Annotated in this window: 17 protein-coding genes and 1 pseudogene; all 18 read left to right on the forward strand. The window is 31.1% G+C overall.

The features are described 5' to 3' along the window. A complete protein-coding gene (locus tag BLQ56_RS13845; RefSeq protein ID WP_090855346.1) occupies nucleotides 1–1,068 on the forward strand; it encodes an EpsG family protein in 1,068 nt (355 codons plus the stop codon). 66 nt (nucleotides 1,069–1,134) lie between these two features. Next, a complete protein-coding gene (locus tag BLQ56_RS23565) occupies nucleotides 1,135–1,287 on the forward strand; it encodes a YwzD family small protein (RefSeq protein WP_175490304.1) in 153 nt (50 codons plus the stop codon). 75 nt (nucleotides 1,288–1,362) lie between these two features. Next, nucleotides 1,363–1,977 carry a sugar transferase gene (locus BLQ56_RS13850; protein WP_090855349.1) on the forward strand — a complete coding sequence of 205 codons (615 nt, stop codon included), beginning with the start codon at nucleotides 1,363–1,365 and terminating at the stop codon, nucleotides 1,975–1,977. Beyond that, nucleotides 1,974–2,612, forward strand: coding sequence for an acetyltransferase (locus BLQ56_RS13855; RefSeq protein ID WP_090855352.1), 639 nt, complete (start codon nucleotides 1,974–1,976; stop codon nucleotides 2,610–2,612). Before BLQ56_RS13850 ends, BLQ56_RS13855 begins: the two co-directional genes overlap by 4 nt. 2 nt (nucleotides 2,613–2,614) lie before the next feature. Beyond that, the gene (locus BLQ56_RS13860) at nucleotides 2,615–3,784 is read left to right on the forward strand and encodes a DegT/DnrJ/EryC1/StrS family aminotransferase (RefSeq protein WP_090855354.1); all 1,170 of its coding nucleotides are present in this window, start codon (nucleotides 2,615–2,617) and stop codon (nucleotides 3,782–3,784) included. 21 nt (nucleotides 3,785–3,805) lie between these two features. Next, entirely contained in the window at nucleotides 3,806–4,591 is a 786-nt protein-coding gene (locus tag BLQ56_RS13865; protein WP_090855357.1) for a glycosyltransferase family 32 protein, read from the forward strand. After that, nucleotides 4,566–5,201 (forward strand): acyltransferase, encoded by a 636-nt coding sequence (locus BLQ56_RS13870; protein ID WP_238457264.1) that lies wholly within the window; start codon nucleotides 4,566–4,568, stop codon nucleotides 5,199–5,201. Before BLQ56_RS13865 ends, BLQ56_RS13870 begins: the two co-directional genes overlap by 26 nt. A 28-nt stretch (nucleotides 5,202–5,229) precedes the next feature. Then, nucleotides 5,230–6,429: a glycosyltransferase gene (locus BLQ56_RS13875; protein WP_090855360.1), complete on the forward strand. Its 1,200-nt coding sequence runs from the start codon at nucleotides 5,230–5,232 to the stop codon at nucleotides 6,427–6,429. A gap of 27 nt (nucleotides 6,430–6,456) precedes the next feature. Next, entirely contained in the window at nucleotides 6,457–7,488 is a 1,032-nt protein-coding gene (locus tag BLQ56_RS13880; RefSeq protein WP_090855363.1) for a glycosyltransferase, read from the forward strand. A gap of 20 nt (nucleotides 7,489–7,508) precedes the next feature. After that, a complete protein-coding gene (locus tag BLQ56_RS13885; protein ID WP_090855365.1) occupies nucleotides 7,509–8,675 on the forward strand; it encodes a polysaccharide pyruvyl transferase family protein in 1,167 nt (388 codons plus the stop codon). 8 nt (nucleotides 8,676–8,683) lie between these two features. Then, a complete protein-coding gene (locus BLQ56_RS13890; RefSeq protein ID WP_090855367.1) occupies nucleotides 8,684–9,874 on the forward strand; it encodes a glycosyltransferase in 1,191 nt (396 codons plus the stop codon). Nucleotides 9,875–10,318: 444 nt separating this feature from the next. Further along, a pseudogene (locus tag BLQ56_RS24250) lies at nucleotides 10,319–10,423 on the forward strand (DapH/DapD/GlmU-related protein); the annotation flags it as partial. Nucleotides 10,424–10,555: 132 nt separating this feature from the next. Continuing rightward, on the forward strand, nucleotides 10,556–11,770 hold the full coding sequence (locus tag BLQ56_RS13900) for a glycoside hydrolase family 88 protein (protein ID WP_386756458.1): 1,215 nt from the start codon (nucleotides 10,556–10,558) through the stop codon (nucleotides 11,768–11,770). Between the two features lie 27 nt (nucleotides 11,771–11,797). Further along, nucleotides 11,798–12,676 (forward strand): glycosyltransferase family 2 protein, encoded by an 879-nt coding sequence (locus BLQ56_RS13905; protein ID WP_090855373.1) that lies wholly within the window; start codon nucleotides 11,798–11,800, stop codon nucleotides 12,674–12,676. A 146-nt stretch (nucleotides 12,677–12,822) separates the two neighbouring features. Continuing rightward, nucleotides 12,823–13,956 carry a glycosyltransferase gene (locus tag BLQ56_RS13910; RefSeq protein WP_175490305.1) on the forward strand — a complete coding sequence of 378 codons (1,134 nt, stop codon included), beginning with the start codon at nucleotides 12,823–12,825 and terminating at the stop codon, nucleotides 13,954–13,956. 40 nt (nucleotides 13,957–13,996) lie between these two features. Continuing rightward, nucleotides 13,997–15,550, forward strand: a complete 1,554-nt coding sequence (locus tag BLQ56_RS13915; protein WP_090855378.1) for a lipopolysaccharide biosynthesis protein — start codon at nucleotides 13,997–13,999, stop codon at nucleotides 15,548–15,550. 430 nt (nucleotides 15,551–15,980) lie between these two features. After that, nucleotides 15,981–17,924 carry a lasso peptide isopeptide bond-forming cyclase gene (locus BLQ56_RS13920; RefSeq protein WP_090855380.1) on the forward strand — a complete coding sequence of 648 codons (1,944 nt, stop codon included), beginning with the start codon at nucleotides 15,981–15,983 and terminating at the stop codon, nucleotides 17,922–17,924. A 14-nt stretch (nucleotides 17,925–17,938) separates the two neighbouring features. Continuing rightward, a complete protein-coding gene (locus BLQ56_RS23205; RefSeq protein WP_139163099.1) occupies nucleotides 17,939–18,094 on the forward strand; it encodes a paeninodin family lasso peptide in 156 nt (51 codons plus the stop codon). The last annotated feature ends 404 nt before the right edge of the window (nucleotides 18,095–18,498 follow it).

Here is an 18,498-nt window from a genome sequence, read left to right on the forward strand (position 1 = left end):
ATGACTGTTTTATGGATTAACTTAGCGGTAGTTTATTTACTTTCTTTCTTAGGAAGATACTTTTCAAGCTATGATCTAAGGTGGATTAGCAATCTAAAGCCAAATCGATTTTTTGTATTTTTAGTCATTACAAGCCTTGCTTTAGTTTCCGGATTGAGGAATAACATTGGGGACACATACTTCTATATGCATTCTTACGGAATACGTGAATTAACATGGAAAGATATTGATTTTACCGGAGATTTTGGTTTTGATATTTTACAAATGTATCTTCAAAGAATTTCTCCTGATCCACAGATAATGATATTCGTTACAGCCATTCTTACAAATACACTAATTGTTATTGCTCTTTATAGATATACTAGAGTATTTGAAATAGCTATCTATGTTTATATCACTTCAGGAATGTATATTGTTTCTATGAACGGTATTCGTCAATATTTAGCAGCTTCGATTGCATTTATAGCTACTAAATACTTACTAAATGGGAATTTTAAAATGTACACCTTAATTATTCTACTGGCATCTACCATGCATAAAACGGCACTTGTACTTTTGCCAATATATTTTATTGTTCGAAGAGAAGCCTGGACTAAAATCACCTTTCTATTATTAGGTTTTTCAATAATTATTGTACTTGGATTTAACCAGTTTTCCACCATGCTGTTTGCTGCATTAGGAAATACTCAGTATGGACATTATAGTGAGTTTTCTGAGGGAGGAGCAAGTATCTTAAGAGTGGTGGTTACTGCTGTGCCAGTTCTGCTAGCATTCTTAGGAAAAGAAAAACTTAAAGAACTCTGGCCAAAAAGCGATTATATTGTGAATATGTCAATTATAAGTATGGTGTTTATTGTCATATCATTACAAAGTTGGATTTTCGCGAGGTTCAATATTTACTTTGGCCTGTATAATTTGATATTAATTTCTTGGGTATTGAAAGTATTCAAGGATAAAGACCAGAAATTTATATACTTTGGAATATTGTTTTGTTATTTCCTTTATTTTTACTATGAGCAAATACTAGGACTTAGACTTGAATATAAGAGCGATTATATACCCTTTTAAATAATCATTCTTAATATTTTATAGTTATTATAAATTTAAATATTTTAAAACGAAAGGTAAAAAAAAATGAGTATATCAGATAGTTTAACTGAAGAGAAATTACAGAAAATCTTAGTAAATGTGTATCAAAAGGATCAAGAATTAGTAGATGTGAAAGTTTCTGATGTAATCGAGGATATAAAACTTCAGTTAATGTCGATTATTGAAATGAAAGAATAAGGCTGCTTTGAACTTATTATTTTCATAGGAATTAATATATTGAAATATATTTGATTTCGGAGAAGGAGTTGAGTTATGAAGCGATTATTCGATTTATATGTTTCTATATTTTTATTAGTGATTCTCTCCCCGTTAATAGGAATCTTGGCTATCATGATACATTATAAGTTAGGGTCACCTGTAATATTTAAACAACAAAGACCTGGTTTAAATGGAAAGCCTTTTTACCTTTATAAATTCAGAACGATGACAGACGAAGTGAATCATAATAATGAGTTATTACCTGATCATCAAAGATTAACATCGTTTGGAAAGTTACTTAGAAAATATAGTTTAGATGAATTAACACAGCTAATAAATGTGATAAAGGGAGATCTCAGCTTAGTGGGACCAAGACCTTTGTTAATGGAATATCTTCCACTATATACAGAAGAACAAGCAAAGCGACACCTAGTAAAACCTGGAATCACTGGTTGGGCTCAAATTAATGGTAGAAATACAGTTAGCTGGGAAGAAAAATTTAAATTAGATGTCTGGTATGTTCAGAACCAAACATTCTTGTTAGATACTAGAATATTATTTCTAACTGTTATGAAGGTGATTAAGTCTGAAGGAATTACACAACCTGGGAATGTGACGGTTGATAGATTTGAAGGATCTCATTCCAAAGTAAAAGAGGGACATGGATGAAGATAGCGATTGTTGGAGAAGGTGGCCATAGTAAAGTTATTCAAGATTTGATTTCTTTGCTCAATGGATACGAAATTGTTGGTATATTTGATGATAAATACAATGAATTAGAACTTAAAGAGAAGCATTATATCGGTCCAATAAAAGCTATAAATCAGTTTTGTTCCTTCTTTATCGATACAAAGGTCATAGTGGCAATTGGTGATAATCGGATAAGGAAATCAATTGTCTCTAGACTGAGCCTTTCAGGTTCCACTTACATTACCTTGATTCACCCTTCAGCGATTGTTAGTCAAAAAGCGACTCTGGGAATTGGGACGGTTGTCATGGCGAATGCTGTTATTAACTCAGATACTTACGTAGGTGATCATTCCATTATAAATACAGGTGCTATTGTGGAGCATGACAATAATATTGGAGATTTTGCTCATATCTCCCCAAATGCAACATTAACGGGTTCAGTTCAAGTGGGTGACGGAACTCATATTGGAGCAGGTGCAACCGTAATTCCTAATTTAACTATTGGCGCTTGGGCAAAGGTCGGAGCGGGTGCAACTGTCATTCATGATATACCAGACTTTTCTACAGCTGTGGGTGTTCCAGGGAAAATTGTAACTAAAAAGATGGAGGTGTAATCTTGATCAAAACATCATTAAAGAATAGGATCTATCTCTCACCACCACATTTAAGTGGAAATGAGAAAAAGTATATTCAGGAAGCATTAGATTCGAATTGGGTTGCACCACTTGGACCAAACGTAGACGCTTTTGAAAAAGAACTAGCAAATTATGTAGGAGTCAATGATGCTGTTGCAGTAAGTTCCGGAACTGCGGCGATACATTTGGCTCTTTCTTTATTAGGTGTACAAACAGGCGATATCGTTTTTTGTTCTAGTCTAACTTTTATTGCTAGTGCTAACCCGATTCTTTATCAAGGAGCTAATCCCGTTTTTATAGATTCTGAGCCTGAAACATGGAATATGTCACCTCAAGCACTTGAAGAGGCATTTAATTCCCACGCAAAAGAAGGTAAGCTCCCTAAAGCTGTTATACTAGTCAATTTATATGGCCAGTCTGCCAAAATGGATGAATTATTGACTATTTGCAATTATTTTGATGTACCAGTCATTGAGGATGCTGCTGAGTCTTTAGGTTCAACTTATAAAGGAGTGTCAAGCGGAACCTTTGGGAATTTTGGTATCTACTCTTTTAATGGTAATAAAATAATTACAACTTCTGGGGGCGGTATGCTTGTTTCGAATAATACGAGTCTCCTAGAGAAGGCCCGTTATTTAGCTACACAGGCAAGGGATCCTGCTAAGCATTATCAACATAGTTCAATTGGCTACAACTATAGATTAAGCAATATTTTAGCTGGTGTAGGAAGGGGACAATTAGAGGTAGTAGAGGAAAGAGTAAATGCAAGAAGAAGGATATTCACTAATTATTCAAATGAATTGTCTAAGATACCAGGTATTAAATTTATGCCTGAACTAAATAATTCAATCTCTAATCGTTGGTTAACTACATTAACCATTGACCAAGGGATAACAGGGGTGTCGGTGAATGAATTAATTGATTCTCTTGAAGAAGAAAATATTGAGGCAAGGCCTGTCTGGAAACCATTACATTTACAGCCCTTATTTAAGGGTGTAACTTACGCTCAACACTCAAAAAACATAGATGTTTCAAGAGAACTTTTTGAAACAGGATTATGTCTTCCATCCGGTTCTAATATGACGGAAGAAGATCAAGAAAGAGTAATAGAGTGTATTAAGAATGTATTAGTTAAGAAATCAATACTTTGAAATTAAAGGTGTGTTACTTATATGTTGATAGAACAAAAAATCCCTAAAATCATCCATTATTGTTGGTTTGGCGGAAATGATAAGCCCGCTATTGTAAAGAAGTGCATTGAAAGCTGGAAACAACATTTATCTGACTATGAAATCATAGAGTGGAATGAACAAACCTTTGATATTTTAAGCATTCTCTATGTTAAACAAGCGTATGAATCAAGGAAATTTGCTTTTGTCAGTGATTATGTAAGAGTTTATGCTCTTTACCATATAGGAGGTATCTACCTTGATACAGACGTAGAAGTATTTAAAACATTCGATGAACTACTCCATCACGAATCATTCTGGGGATTTGAGCAAGAAAATTTTATTGCTACCAGTACAATTGGATCAGCTAAAAGTAATACATTAATTGGACACTTTCTAGAATTCTATAAGGATAAGAAGTTCAAAAAAGAAGATGGTTCATTTGACGAATTGACCAATGTAGCTATTGTAACAGATATGTTAGAAAAAAAAGGACTTAATACAAATGGTACATATCAAGTTATAGAAGGAATAGGAACGTTTTACCCTCAAACGTATTTTTCTCCATATGATTATATTAATTGTAGAAAGTTTATTACTGATAACACTTTTGCTATGCACCACTTCTATAAGAGCTGGCTACCACCTACTGCAAGGTTAAAGAGTAATATAAAAGTTTCATTAGCGAAGATTGTGGGTGGGGAAAATATAGCTAGAATAAGACAATTAAGACAGAAGAACAAATCCTCAAGGAGTGATTTGAATGAATATTCTAACAAAAATTATTAAAAATACTACCGCAGAGTCCCGAAAAAGAGGGGTATATTATACACTTCTAATGAACCTGTCGTATTTGATTGGTATTTCAAGAGGTTATATTTTTAAGTTGATTTATTTTAAGAACATTTCCTCTACCGTCTTTTCTATGCAGGCTAACAGTAGAATAGAAATTTTTAATAAGAATGCAAAAGTCTCTATTGGAAAGTTCGTTTTTGTAAGAAAAAATGCTAGTTTTAGAATTGATTTTGAGGGTGAGCTCAATATTGGAGAAAAAGTATTCATTAATGATAACTGTAATATTAATTGTGTAAGTAAAATTACAATAGGTAGAAATACTAAGATAGCACCGAATGTTTGTATAAATGATCATGATCATAATTATAAAGAACCAGGTAATAATCATTTGAAAATTGGTGAAGTGACGATAGGAGAGAATGTTTGGATTGGGTCCAATGTGGTAATTTTACGAAATACAACTATTGGAGATAACTGTGTAATTGCTGCCGGAAGTATTGTAAATGGTAATGTTCCCACTAACACTTTATTTATTAATAAGCGGGAGAATCAAATGCAGAACTTTAAGAGTGCTAGTGCTAAAACTATAAAGACAGCCAATTGAAGCTTTTCATAGATTGAGAGGATTACGAATGAAGAAAAGTATTTTAATATCAGTTTATAACATGGAAATTGGTGGTATTGAAAGAAGCTTAATTAACATGCTCGAAAGTATAGATTATAGTAGTTATACTGTAGATTTACTAATTTTCAACCATACTGGTGACTTTATGAATTTAATACCCTGTCAAGTAAATATCTTACCACAAAATAATAAATATACAGTTTTTAGAAAATCGATTATTCAATGTTTGAAAGAGGGACACTTTCTTTCAGCTTTAATAAGAGTATTAAGTAAATATATTGCAATTTTTAAGGGCATATCTAGGAAACTGGAAGAAGGTTCTGGTTATATTCAAATGCAGCTAACAATGAAGTATTTAACTTATATTCTACCTAAGCAATCAAAAAAGTATGACCTTTCAGTAAGTTATGCTTGGCCGCACAATATATTGGCAGAAAAGGTAGAAGCCAAAAAGAAGGTAGCGTGGATTCATACTGATTATAGTAAATTAGAAATTGATAATAAACTAGACTTCCTGATATGGGATAAATTTGATTATATTGCTTCTATTTCAGATGAATGTACAAAGTCATTTGTAGAGAAGTATCCAACACTCAAATCCAAGGTGGTATTGATAGAAAATATTACCTCACCTAATTTTATAAGAAAAATGGCAAATGATACTGTTTCACTTCCGAAGGAAAATGAGAATTTTTTCAATATTTTATCAGTAGGAAGATTATCTTATGTTAAGGGCTATGATCTTGCAATCCATGCACTTCGGAGGCTACATGATAAGGGATTAACAAATATAAAATGGTATGTCATTGGCTATGGAGGATATGAAAAAGAACTTCAAGAACTCATAGAACATAACGATTTGAATGAGAGTTTTATTCTACTTGGTAAAAAAACAAACCCATATCCTTATATGAAAGCATGTGATTTATATGTGCAACCATCAAGGTACGAGGGAAAAGCAGTTACAGTTACAGAAGCTAAAATTTTAGGCAAACCCATTATCATTACTAATTATCCTACTGCAAAAAGCCAATTGAAAGATGGAAATGAAGGAATAATATGTGATCTTAGTGTAGAGGGTATTGCGGCGGCCATCGAAAGAATAATGAAAAATCAAGAATTGTCTTTAAGGTTGGTAAATAATATAAAAGAATTTGATTACAGTAATGTGGATGAATTAAAAAAACTTTATAAAATCATTGGTTAAAGCTGATAAAAAAGGGGTGTATAAAGCTTGAATATTAAAGTTAGTGTAATTGTTCCGGTTTTTAATGCGGAAGAATATCTAACAGAATGTATTAACTCATTATTAAATCAAACACTCCAGGATTGTGAATTTATCTTTATTAATGACGGTTCTACTGATAAGAGTAAGTTTATTATCGAAAATTATAGAGCATTAGATTCAAGAATTAAGCTTATTAACCAGGAGAATCAGGGTGTCAGTACAGCTAGAAACAATGGGTTACGGTATGCTTATGGAGAGTATATTGGTTTTGTAGATGCAGATGATTTTATTGAGAAGGAAATGTATGAGGTATTATATTATTCTGCAAAACTAAGTAATTGTGATATGGTTTTTTCAAATTTCAAAGGGGAAACTGAAGGTCGAAAAGTAGTAACGAGATATCAATTTCCAAGTAATATAATCCTCAATAAGACCTTTATACAACAGGATTTATTACCTTATTTTTTGAAAGAGGATAATTTAAACACTGTCTGTACAAAAATTTATAAAAGTAAAATTGTTCAACTAAATAATGTTACTTTTCCCAACAACATTGAATTAGGGGAAGACGGTATGTTTAATATGCACTTTTTAAGTGGTGCTAAAACTGTTAAATATATAGATTATATTGGATATCATTACCGAGAAGTAAAAGGAAGTGCCACTAGAAATATATCTGAAAAAGACTATTTTAAAAGGGCTATAGACGTATATAACATAAAGTATCCGGAAGACTATTATTTTCATATAGATAAAGAAATAATTAATAAGCTAAAATCAATAAAGTTAATCAAGAGTGTTATATCTTACATTCATTTATATTTTAATTCATTTAAAGAATTAAGTTTTAATCAAAGATATTCCTACATAAAAAAAATGATTAGACATGAAAATGTTCGAAATGCATTACCGATATTTTACGGTGAATTTCACGCAAGTTTAGGAAGATATGAGAAGTTTATCCTTGAAATGATTAACAAGAAATTTGTCTTAGGATTATATTTTGCAACAACATACAGCAGGCTTAGAAGTAAGTAGATTAAAAGGAGGCATGGATAATGAAAATACTAATGTTTTTTCATGGCGGAAGCCAGAATAGAGGCTGTGAAGCAATTGTACGATCTTCTACTAATATTATTAAAGAAAAGATAAACGAAGCGAAAGTGTACTTAGTTTCTGGGAGACCTGATACCGATCGTATTATTACTAATTTAGATGGAATATATGATGGGGCAGATTTGAGTATTCAGAAGTACTCTTATGAGTGGTTAGTTTCAGCATTAAAAGTGAAGGTGTATAATGATGAATCTTATGCTTTGGGAAAAATACACCAAAATATTATTAAACATATTGAATACGTAGATGTGTGTTTATCGATAGGTGGAGATAATTACTGTTATGGAGAGCAGCCTGGATGGTATGAGATACATCGACGTGTAAAAGCCAAAGGGAAGAAATTAATATTATGGGGTTGTTCAATCGGAGAAGAAGATATGTCAGAAGCAAAACTTGAAGATTTAAAATCATTCGATTTAATTTTGGCCCGAGAGACATTAACATATGAACTTTTAAAAAATAAAGGCCTAAAAACTGTAGAACTATGTGCAGATTCGGCTTTTACGATGGAAAAACATGAACTTCCACTACCTGAAGGATGGCAAATTGGTAATACTTTAGGTTTAAACTTTAGCCCGCTTGTCCAGAAAAAAAACACATCTTCTGAAGTAGCTGTGAGGGATCTAATTAATCATATATTAGATAATACCAATATGACCATTGCACTTACACCTCATGTTATAGACGAAGGGAATAATGATTATGAAGTTCTTTATAAATACTATGAAGAATTTAAGAGTACTAGTAGAGTGATAATCTTACCAGATAATTTAAATGCTACACAATATAAGGGGTATATTTCAAGGATGAGATTTTTTATTGGTGCTAGAACTCATGCTACAATTGCTGCATATTCAAGCTGTGTTCCAACAATGGTCCTTGGATACAGTGTTAAATCAAAGGGAATCTCGAAAGATATCTTTGGTGATGAAAAACTAGTACTTGGAATTGAAGATATTTCAGATAACAAAAAACTAAAAATGAAATTTGATGAAATGGTCCTTAATGAAGAAGAATTGAAAAATAAATTGCAAAAATCTATCCCGCAAATTAAGAAAATGTCATACAAAGCAGTAGAATATTTAAAACAGCAATTTGCACTGATGTGAGAAAAGATATGAAGAGAAACTTATTATTTGTAATCCCAAGTTTGTCTGCTGGCGGTGGCGAAAAAAGTTTAGTTAATTTATTGTCCCAGATAAATTTTGAGTATTACAATGTTGATCTGTTTTTATTTACTCATGACGGAATTTTTATGGGATATTTACCCAAAGAGGTTAATGTTATTAATTTACCAGAGGATTATAAGCTATTCAGCTTACCACTTCTTTATTCTATTAAAGAACTATTTATAAAAGGAAAATTTAATTTAATTTATAACAGAATGAAATTTGCACTAAATAACAAGAGTAATAAAATTGTTTCTATCAAGGAGCAAGAAAGTTGGAAATATATATCCAAATCCCTAGATAAGTTAGAACGGAATTATGACGTAGCAATTGGTTTTCTAGAAAAAACATCAACTTATTTCTGTGTGGATAAGGTAAATGCAAGTAAGAAGATTGGATGGGTTCATATTGACTACGATCAATTAGGTATGAATCCAAATTATGACATAAAGTATTTTAATAAATTATCAAATATTGTTACTGTTTCTGAAGAATGTGCAAATATTTTAAGAAAGAAGTTTCCTAGCCAAAGTAAAAAGATAGAAGTTATCTATAATATTGTTTCACCTAGTGTAATTAATAAAATGGCAAATATAGAAGAGAGCTTATATGATAAACACCATAAAGAAATTAATATTATTTCTATTGGTAGATTACATTATCAAAAGGGATTTGAAGTTGCTATAGAAGCTTGTAAAAAATTAAGAGATAAGGGATTTAAAATAAAATGGAATATTATAGGAGATGGAGAAGAAAGGGAAAAGTTAATTAAGCTAATCAAAGAAAACGACTTACAAAATCATTTTAAATTATTAGGACTTAAAGCTAATCCTTACCCTTATATTAAACAAGCGGATATATATGTGCAAACATCAAGATTTGAAGGAAAATCCATCGCAATAGATGAAGCAAAAATATTGAATAAGCCAATCGTTGTTACAAATTTTAGTACTGCAAAAGATCAAATAAACGATGGAGTAGACGGTCTGATTGTTGACATGAACTCAAATTCAGTTGCTATTGGGATTGAGAAGTTAATAAAAGATAACTATCTAAGAAACAATCTAGTACATAACTTATCAAATCTAAAACTTGGAACCGAAGAGGAAATAGAGAAGCTCTATAAACTGTGTGACTAGTAATAGGGAATTTGAAAAGAACTATTTTGTATAAATTACTATAATTGTGAGAGCAGAAACATTCAAGAAACCATTTCACTTCAATAATAGTTAATTTATATAGATGGTAGGAAATTAGCATTAGATAATGTAATCATTAATACATTTTATATTTATAACTAAAATAATCCAAGGGAGAAACTTATGTTCAGTAAATTGATGAGATTTTTAAAGGTAAAAGCAGGAATAACATCACTTGAACAACTTACTGTAGAAGCATGTTTACAAAGGGGGATGAAAGTTGGAAAAAGCTGTCATGGTCTTGGCAGTAGTACAATCGATTATGCACATTGTTGGTTAATAGAAATAGGAGATAATGTAACCTTCGCACCCCAAGTATATCTTCTTGCACATGATGCTAGTACAAAGCGATATTTAAACTACACAAAAATAGCTAAAATTATAATAAAAGACAATGTATTTATTGGAGCAAGAGCTCTAATAATGCCTGGTGTAACTATTGGTACTAATGCAATTATTGCAGCTGGAAGTATTGTTACAAAGTCAGTCCGAGAGCTTGGATCAAAATATTACAATAGAAATGTGTAATGAGATGTCAGAACAATTAGATAATAAAGTTGGATATGTGAAGTGAATCAGTTAAAATTTACAGAACCAATTGAAAGGGATTTTTACTAAATGATATTATTTGAACTCTTACTATATTTAATACTGTTTATGGTTTTATTAGTAGGTTATATTGATATTTTTCCATTAGTAAATGATTGGGTTCAGAGAATAAAAATTGGGAGATTTAAGGACAAAATTTTATGGAATCATAAAATAAGTAACATGGGTATACGTTGGCTGTTAAAAACACCAAAAATTAGAATAACAGATAATACGAGATTAATTGCTATAGATATACTAAAAAGAAATTATAGTAGTAGGGCTATTCAAGATTGGCAAGAAGCAGCACTTTTACTAGGACTAACAGAGACATTTAGACTAAAAAATGATGGGGAAATAAAAAAAGAAATTTTGGAGTATATAAACTTAAAGTTTGATCGAAATGGCCATTGGTTAAATAAACCAAAACATGTAGATGCGGCTATTCTTGCTTATGCAGTTATGAAAATTGATTTTATAGATACTGAAAAATACAAATGTGCTTTTGATGCAACTTGGAAAATGATAAAAGACCATATAGGTGAGGATGGTACGGTAGAATATAGGAAATTTATGAAAAGTTATAGGTATGTAGATACTATTGGATTTGTTTGTCCTTTCTTAATAACATATGGTGTTAGGTTTAACAAAGAAGAATGTATTGAATTAGGTATTAGGCAAATTAAAGAATATGTAAAGTATGGTATGTTAAAAGAGCATTTTATTCCTAGTCATGTTTACAAAATAGATAATAATGTCCCTCTTGGTCTATATGGTTGGGGGCGAGGTCTAGGGTGGTTTGCTATAGGACTTATAGATTCTTGGTCTGAATTACCTCTTGGTCATAAATATAAAGATGATCTAGAAGAAATTATAATAAAGTTCGCAAAAGCATCCGTGTCTTTCCAACAACAGAATGGTAGTTGGAATTGGACTGTTACAAGAGAAGAAACTCGATCTGATTCATCTACAACAGCAACATTATGTTGGTTCTTACTAAATGCAGCAAGGATAAATGTGATTACTGATGATTGTTTAGAAAGTACTGATAAAGCTTTAAATTACTTAATGAGTGTCACAAGAAAAAGTGGAGCAGTTGATTTCTCACAAGGGGATACTAAAGATATAGGGGTATATTCAAGTTTGTTTAATATATTACCATTTACACAAGGCTTTAGTATTAGAACTATAAATTATTACATTATAAACATTTTGAAAAAAGAAGAAAACCAGAAAAGAGTATCCTAGTGTATGCAAAAGTGAGGTGCAAATTCCATGAAAATTACAGTTTTTACTCCTACCTTCAATAGAGGTTATATAATAGAACAACTATATAAATCTTTAAAAGAACAGACATACAAAAATTTTGAGTGGTTAGTAATCGATGATGGATCTACAGATAATACAGAAGATTTATTTAATTTATGGAAGGCAGAAAAAAATGAATTTACGATTAGATATTATAAAGTTGAAAATGGGGGCAAGCATAGAGCTATAAATAAGGCTACTGATTTAGCAAAAGGTGAATTATTTTTTATAGTTGACTCGGATGATCAACTTGTTAATGTAGCATTAGAAGACGTAGTTAGTTGGGAGAAAACTATAGAGAATAAAAGGTATTTTTGTGGAATTGCCGGTAATAGAGGAAGAAATGATAATGAAATACATGGTACTTCATTTATTGGAGAATACAAGGACGCAACATCACTTGAAAGAAACAAATTCAATATAACAGGTGATAAAGCAGAAGTTTTTTATACGGAAATCCTTAGAAAATATAAGTTTGATGAAATAGAAGGAGAAAAATTTATTACAGAGGCAACAGTCTGGGATAGAATGGCTTATGACGGGTATAAGATAAGATGGTTTAATAAAACCATATATATTTGTGAGTACCTTGAAGACGGATTAACAAAAAATATGACTCAGGTTTTTGCACGAAATCCTAAAGGGACAGCTATATATATTAAGCAACAAATAAAATTTTATAACTATAATTTAAAGGGTAAACTGGCAAACTATAATTTGTACTATAATTTTGTCAAATCAAACATAAATTTACTAAAGGCTGCGAAATTACTAGATATTCATCCTATAGTTTTATATTTTGCAATCTTTTTATTTAAAAGTAAATCTCTTATTCATGAAAGATAATATTTGTGGTGAAGTATTAAGTATGAAATATTAAAAAGTTAATATTCTGTATGTTTATTTATGAGCTTAATTAGATGAAAAAGTTTGTTTTAAGAAATTCATTTTATAGGGTGGATAATTTTGAGGATTCGAATAGAGATGACAGTATGAAAAAAAAAGTTGCTTTTTACATTGAGTCAATGGTAGTTGGAGGAGCAGAGAGAGTTCTAATTGACCTAGTAAATAATTTAAATCCTGAAAAATATGAAGTTACAGTAATTGCACTTTTTAAGAACAGTGTATATTCAGATTACTGCTTCCAATTTGAAGACGGATTCAAATCGCATGTACAGTACAAGTATCTAATTGACAACACTAGTGGAATACGGTATCGAATATTTAATTATATGAATGCACATCTATCAAAAAAAAAAATTTATCAATATTTAATTAATGACGAATTTGATGTTGAAGTGGCATTTTATGAAGGTTGGCCAACGGAATTTGTTAGTTTTTCGAATCAAGACAGTTACAAAATAGCGTGGTTACATACAGATCAACATAGGTTATATGAGAAGTTAACTATTAACCAAATTAAAGAAAAGAAAAAAGTGTATGAATCCTTTAGTCAGATTGTCGGTGTATCTGAGGCAGTCTGTAAATCATATAAATTCATTTTTCCAGAATCTGAACCTCGTTGTGTTTATAATCCGGTTCAAGATGATTTGATTCGCACGAAGGCGCAGAAAGAAGAAATAAAACCTAAACAGTTTGTGCAATTTGTTACTGTGGGACGTTTAATTACAATAAAGGGATATGAACGATTGATTTCGGTTTTGGCAAGATGCAAAAGAGAGGGCTATAAATTTAGTTTATGGATTATTGGTGATGGTGAAGAACGTGAGCATTTAAGATTAATTATAGAACGTGACCAATTAGAACAGGAAATCCTTCTATTAGGACAAAAAAGTAATCCATATCCATTTATTAAAACTGCTGATTGCTTAATTTGTTCTTCCTATGCAGAAGGCCTAAGTACTGTTGTAATTGAAGCAATTGTTCTGGGAAAACCAGTAATTACTACTGATTGTTCTGGTATGGATGAAATATTTGGAAACCTAGAATGTGGTTGTATTTGTGAGAATAGTGAGGAAGGTTTGTTTCTAGCAATAATTCAAGTGCTAGAAACGCCAAATAGATTGGATTATTACCATAGTCAAGCTAAGCAGCGAAGTTCTTTTTTTGCATTAAAGAATAGAATGGCTGATGTGGAAGCCTTATTGGAAGGGTTAACAAAATAAGATAACAACTATATTACTGAGAAATGATAGTGGTAAAAAAATGAGAACTAAGAATTCTATAATTAACATTTCTGCAGGTTTAGGAAATCAACTAATAATAACTTTGCTAAGTTTTGTATCAAGAACGGTTTTTATAAATAGCCTAGGTATCGAATATCTAGGAATAAATGGATTGTTAACTAATATTTTTGCAATGTTAGCATTAGCAGAAGCTGGTATAGGCTCCAGTATCATGTATAGTCTTTACAAACCTGTTGCTGAAAATGACCAACAAAAAATAAATGTACTAATGAAGCTTTATCGAAATGCGTATTTAGCAATTGCTATTGTAATATTAGTTTTAGGTCTAACATTGTTACCGTTTCTAGATCTATTTATTAGGGATACTTCTGCAGATAATATTAATGTTATATATATAATATTTTTAATAAATACAGTTATCCCCTACTTATATTTACATAAGAACTCTTTTCTAAATGTTAGTCAAAAGGGCTATATTGTTACGGCTGTATATTCCGTGTCCTCAATAGTTTCTACCGTTTTAAAGATTGCAATATTATATTACACACAGAACTATATCTTATTTCTTTTAATTGAGAGTGTTATAACTATTACAACTACTATTATATTAGCTTCTATTGTAAATAGGATGTACCCTTTTTTAAAAAACAAAGTTGTTGAGAAACTAGATATTGAAACTAAACAGAATATTATGAGAAACGTCAAAGCTATTGTAATGCAGAATATAGGTGTATTTTTAGTATTTGGTACAGATAATATCATCATTTCATCTTTTATTAGTGTCGCTGCAGTAGGTTTATATTCAAACTATGTAATGCTAATAGACATTTGTAGAACTTTTATTAATCAAATTTTTAACAATATCTATCACAGTGTAGCTAACCTAGTTGCAAAGGAAAATAAAGAGAAAATTTATAATATATATAAAGTATATTATTTTTTAAACTTCTGGTTATATTCTTTCTTCACAATAGCATTAGCTGTATTAATAGAACCTTTTATACTTTTATGGTTGGGGAAAGAATATTTAATGGGGCAGGCAGTTCTTATTGTCTTAATGATAATTTTTTATGAAAGAGGAATGCGAAATGCGATTACAACTGTCAAAACAACCGCAGGTATTTTTCATGAAGATCGATATGCGCCACTTTGCCAAGCAGCTGTTAATTTAATAATTTCTATTATTTTAGTTAAACAAATTGGCATTGTTGGAGTGTTCATAGGAACAATGGTTAGTTCGTTAGTAGTGCCGTTTTGGACTACACCATATTTAGTATATAAAAAAGTTTTTAACAAACCTTTGATAGAATATTTTAGTAAGTATTTTTATTTCTTATGCATTGGAGTATGTACATATTATGTTACCAGCTTTATAAGTGGGTTTATCTTATTAGAAAATCTTTTAGGATTATTTTTAAAAGGCGTAATCTGTCTCATCATTCCAAACGTTGTATATACTGTTATTTTTTATAAGACAAGTGAATGTAGGTATTTATATGCAATATTGAGAAATATAATGAATTCAGTAGTTATAAAAATGAAATCTGGAAAAGTAAAATTACCTGTGAATTAATATCGCTTATGAATCATTGAGATGTTCGATTTATTAAGTCATCATGTACCGTATTCTGTATTCACTATAACTTAAATAATAGTTCATTTAAAAAACATAATTCTGCCTAAACCAGAGAGATAACTTAAATAGGAAAAGGTTAAGAATATTTACCATCCCTCCAGTATGGAGATTAGTTATAATGAAGGGCTCACTTTTGAAAGGATTACATCCGGCTCTATGATATATATTTATTTAACGCAAAATAATTTCGAAGAATATAAGTTATCAACAATGAGTTGTCATAATAAACACAAATATAAATTGACACCACCCAAGGGACATGATATATTTCGGTTATATCGTTCTTAATAAAGAACTAACCGACTGAATATCTACACATAGAACCAGCGACATATTGTATTTAAAACGAGAACTAAGGAGAGAGTTTATGAGTGCAATAGTTGGCATCCATAACATAAGAAAAGAGAAAGTATCTTTTGAAGATACTGATACTCTAATGAGTGAGTTAAAAAAGTTTCCAGCTAATGATGTCAAAACATTGCACCTAGATAATATATTCCTAGGTTGTCTTGCCCAATGGATTACACCTGAATCAGTTGGTGAACCACTTCCTTTTTATGATCGTAATAGAGAATTAGCTATTACAGCAGATGCAATTATAGATAACCGCTTAGAATTATTTGAAAGATTGCAGGTTGAGAAGCACTTAAGAAAATCAATGCCTGATAGTCAATTAATTTTACTCGCTTATTCTAAATGGGGAATTGAATCTCCGAAATATCTAGTTGGTGATTTTGCTTTTATGATTTGGGATCAAAGAAAAAATCGGATTTTTGGAGCAAGGGATTTTTCAGGCACTAGAACCTTATATTACTACTTTGATCATCTGAGATTTGCTTTTTGTACTACAATCAAACCTCTGTTGCTTTTACCGTACATTAAAACAAGATTAAATCAACAATGGCTAGCAGAATTCTTGGCTGTATCAGGAATGGTGGATACAGTAGATGCTTCGGTAACACCTTATTTAAGCGTTGAGCAAGTCCCACCATCTCATAGCCTATTAATTGAAGGTAATAAAATAAAGCTTATTAGGTATTGTTCATTAACTTCAGTTGAGAAAATAAAATACAAAAAAAATGAAGATTATGTAGAAGCATTTCAAGAAATTTTTCAAGAGGCTGTGAATTGTCGTGTTCGTACCTATCATGAAGTGGGGGCCCAATTAAGTGGTGGGTTAGACTCGGGTTCAATCGTGAGTTTCGCAGCAAGAAAATTAAGAGAAGAAAAGAAACTATTACATACATTTAGTTATATCCCTCCAGCTGATTTTGTAGATTTTACCCCAAGAAACATCATGCCTAATGAAACACCTTTTATTAAGGAGACTGTTAGGTATGTAGGGAATATATCTGATAATTACCACGACTTTGCTGGAAGAGATCCTTATACTGAAATTGACAGCTTCTTAGATTTAATGGAGATGCCGTATAAGTTTTTTGAGAACTCCTTTTGGTTAAAAGGTATGTTTGAAAAAGCAAAAGAGAAGGGAGTGGGCGTATTACTTAATGGAGGAAGAGGAAACTTATCAATTTCTTGGGGATCTGCGATTGAGTATTATGGTTTTCTTTTAAAACGACTAAGGTTTGTACGTCTTAGTCAAGAGTTAAATCAGTATAGTCAAGTTGTGGGAGGTAGTAGATATAGACGTCTTCCATTAATAGCAAAGGTTGCATTTCCTAGGATAAATAAATTCTTAAAAGCTGGCCAATCACCTTATGAAATGCCAGCGTTAATAAATAGTGAATTTGCAAGAAAAACAGATGTATATAATAAGCTAAGTGAATTTGGAATGGATGAAACAGGATGGTTTAGTTCAAACGATGTATTCGAACACAGAAAAAGTCATTTTTCAGAGGTTTTTCATTGGAATGCTAGTAATACATTAGCTTCTAAATTATCCTTACCATTTTCTTTGTTAAAGCGTGACCCGACTAATGATATTAGGGTAATTCGTTTTTGTTTATCCATTCCAGAGGAACAGTATGTACAAAATGGCATGGATCGAGCACTTATTAGAAGGTCAACTGAGAATTTATTACCAGATGAAGTTAGATTAAACCAGCGAATTCGTGGGGTTCAAGGGGCAGATTGGGTACACCGTATGTTGCCACACTGGGATAAACTTAGTAATGAGTTAAGAAGCCTGAATATTAATTCAAGAATCTTTGAATTCGTAAGTGTTGAGATGTTTGAGGATGCAGTAAGTAAGACTCAAAAGAAAGTAACACCAGAGTGTGCAATTGACCCATACTATAAGGCTCTAATGAGAGTTATGATTGTTAACCGTTTTATACAAAAATTCGCTTGAAAGGAGGTGAGAAAATGAAAAAGAATTGGGAACAACCTGTCTTAGATGTACTTAACGTCAATATGACAATGGCTTCAACTGTTTCTGGACCATATACTGATGAAGCATATGTACCAGGTGTAGAAGTAGATAAAAATGATCCAGGAACTTGGAACCGTTTTGATAGTTAAAGTTATTTTCGTAAGTGGTATGTTATTAAATGTAAAATGAAATAATTGTTCATTAATGACCCTTAAACAGAGTAATGTTTAGGGGTTTAGCTTTTCAGGATAAAGAATCATCTTAACTTTCAACTATTAGTCACATAACCTTCAGTATTTTTCCTCTCAAAAAAACATACGATTAAATTTCCGTTTCGATGTATGTTTATGATTCTATTTCATCTAGTAATAAAGGAGTTACGATTATTTAGGATAGTTGGATGTTGAACATGTTTAATACAGAGTAATATTGTTATTGACTCCTAATTATATAAATGGTAAATTCATTCTAAGTAGTTCTTTATAGTGAACAGTATACATTTGAAATAATGTGTGTATATAGTAATTACAATATTATTGTTCTTTAATAAGAA

This window comes from Litchfieldia salsa, from assembly GCF_900104555.1.
Classification (GTDB): domain Bacteria; phylum Bacillota; class Bacilli; order Bacillales; family Bacillaceae_L; genus Litchfieldia; species Litchfieldia salsa.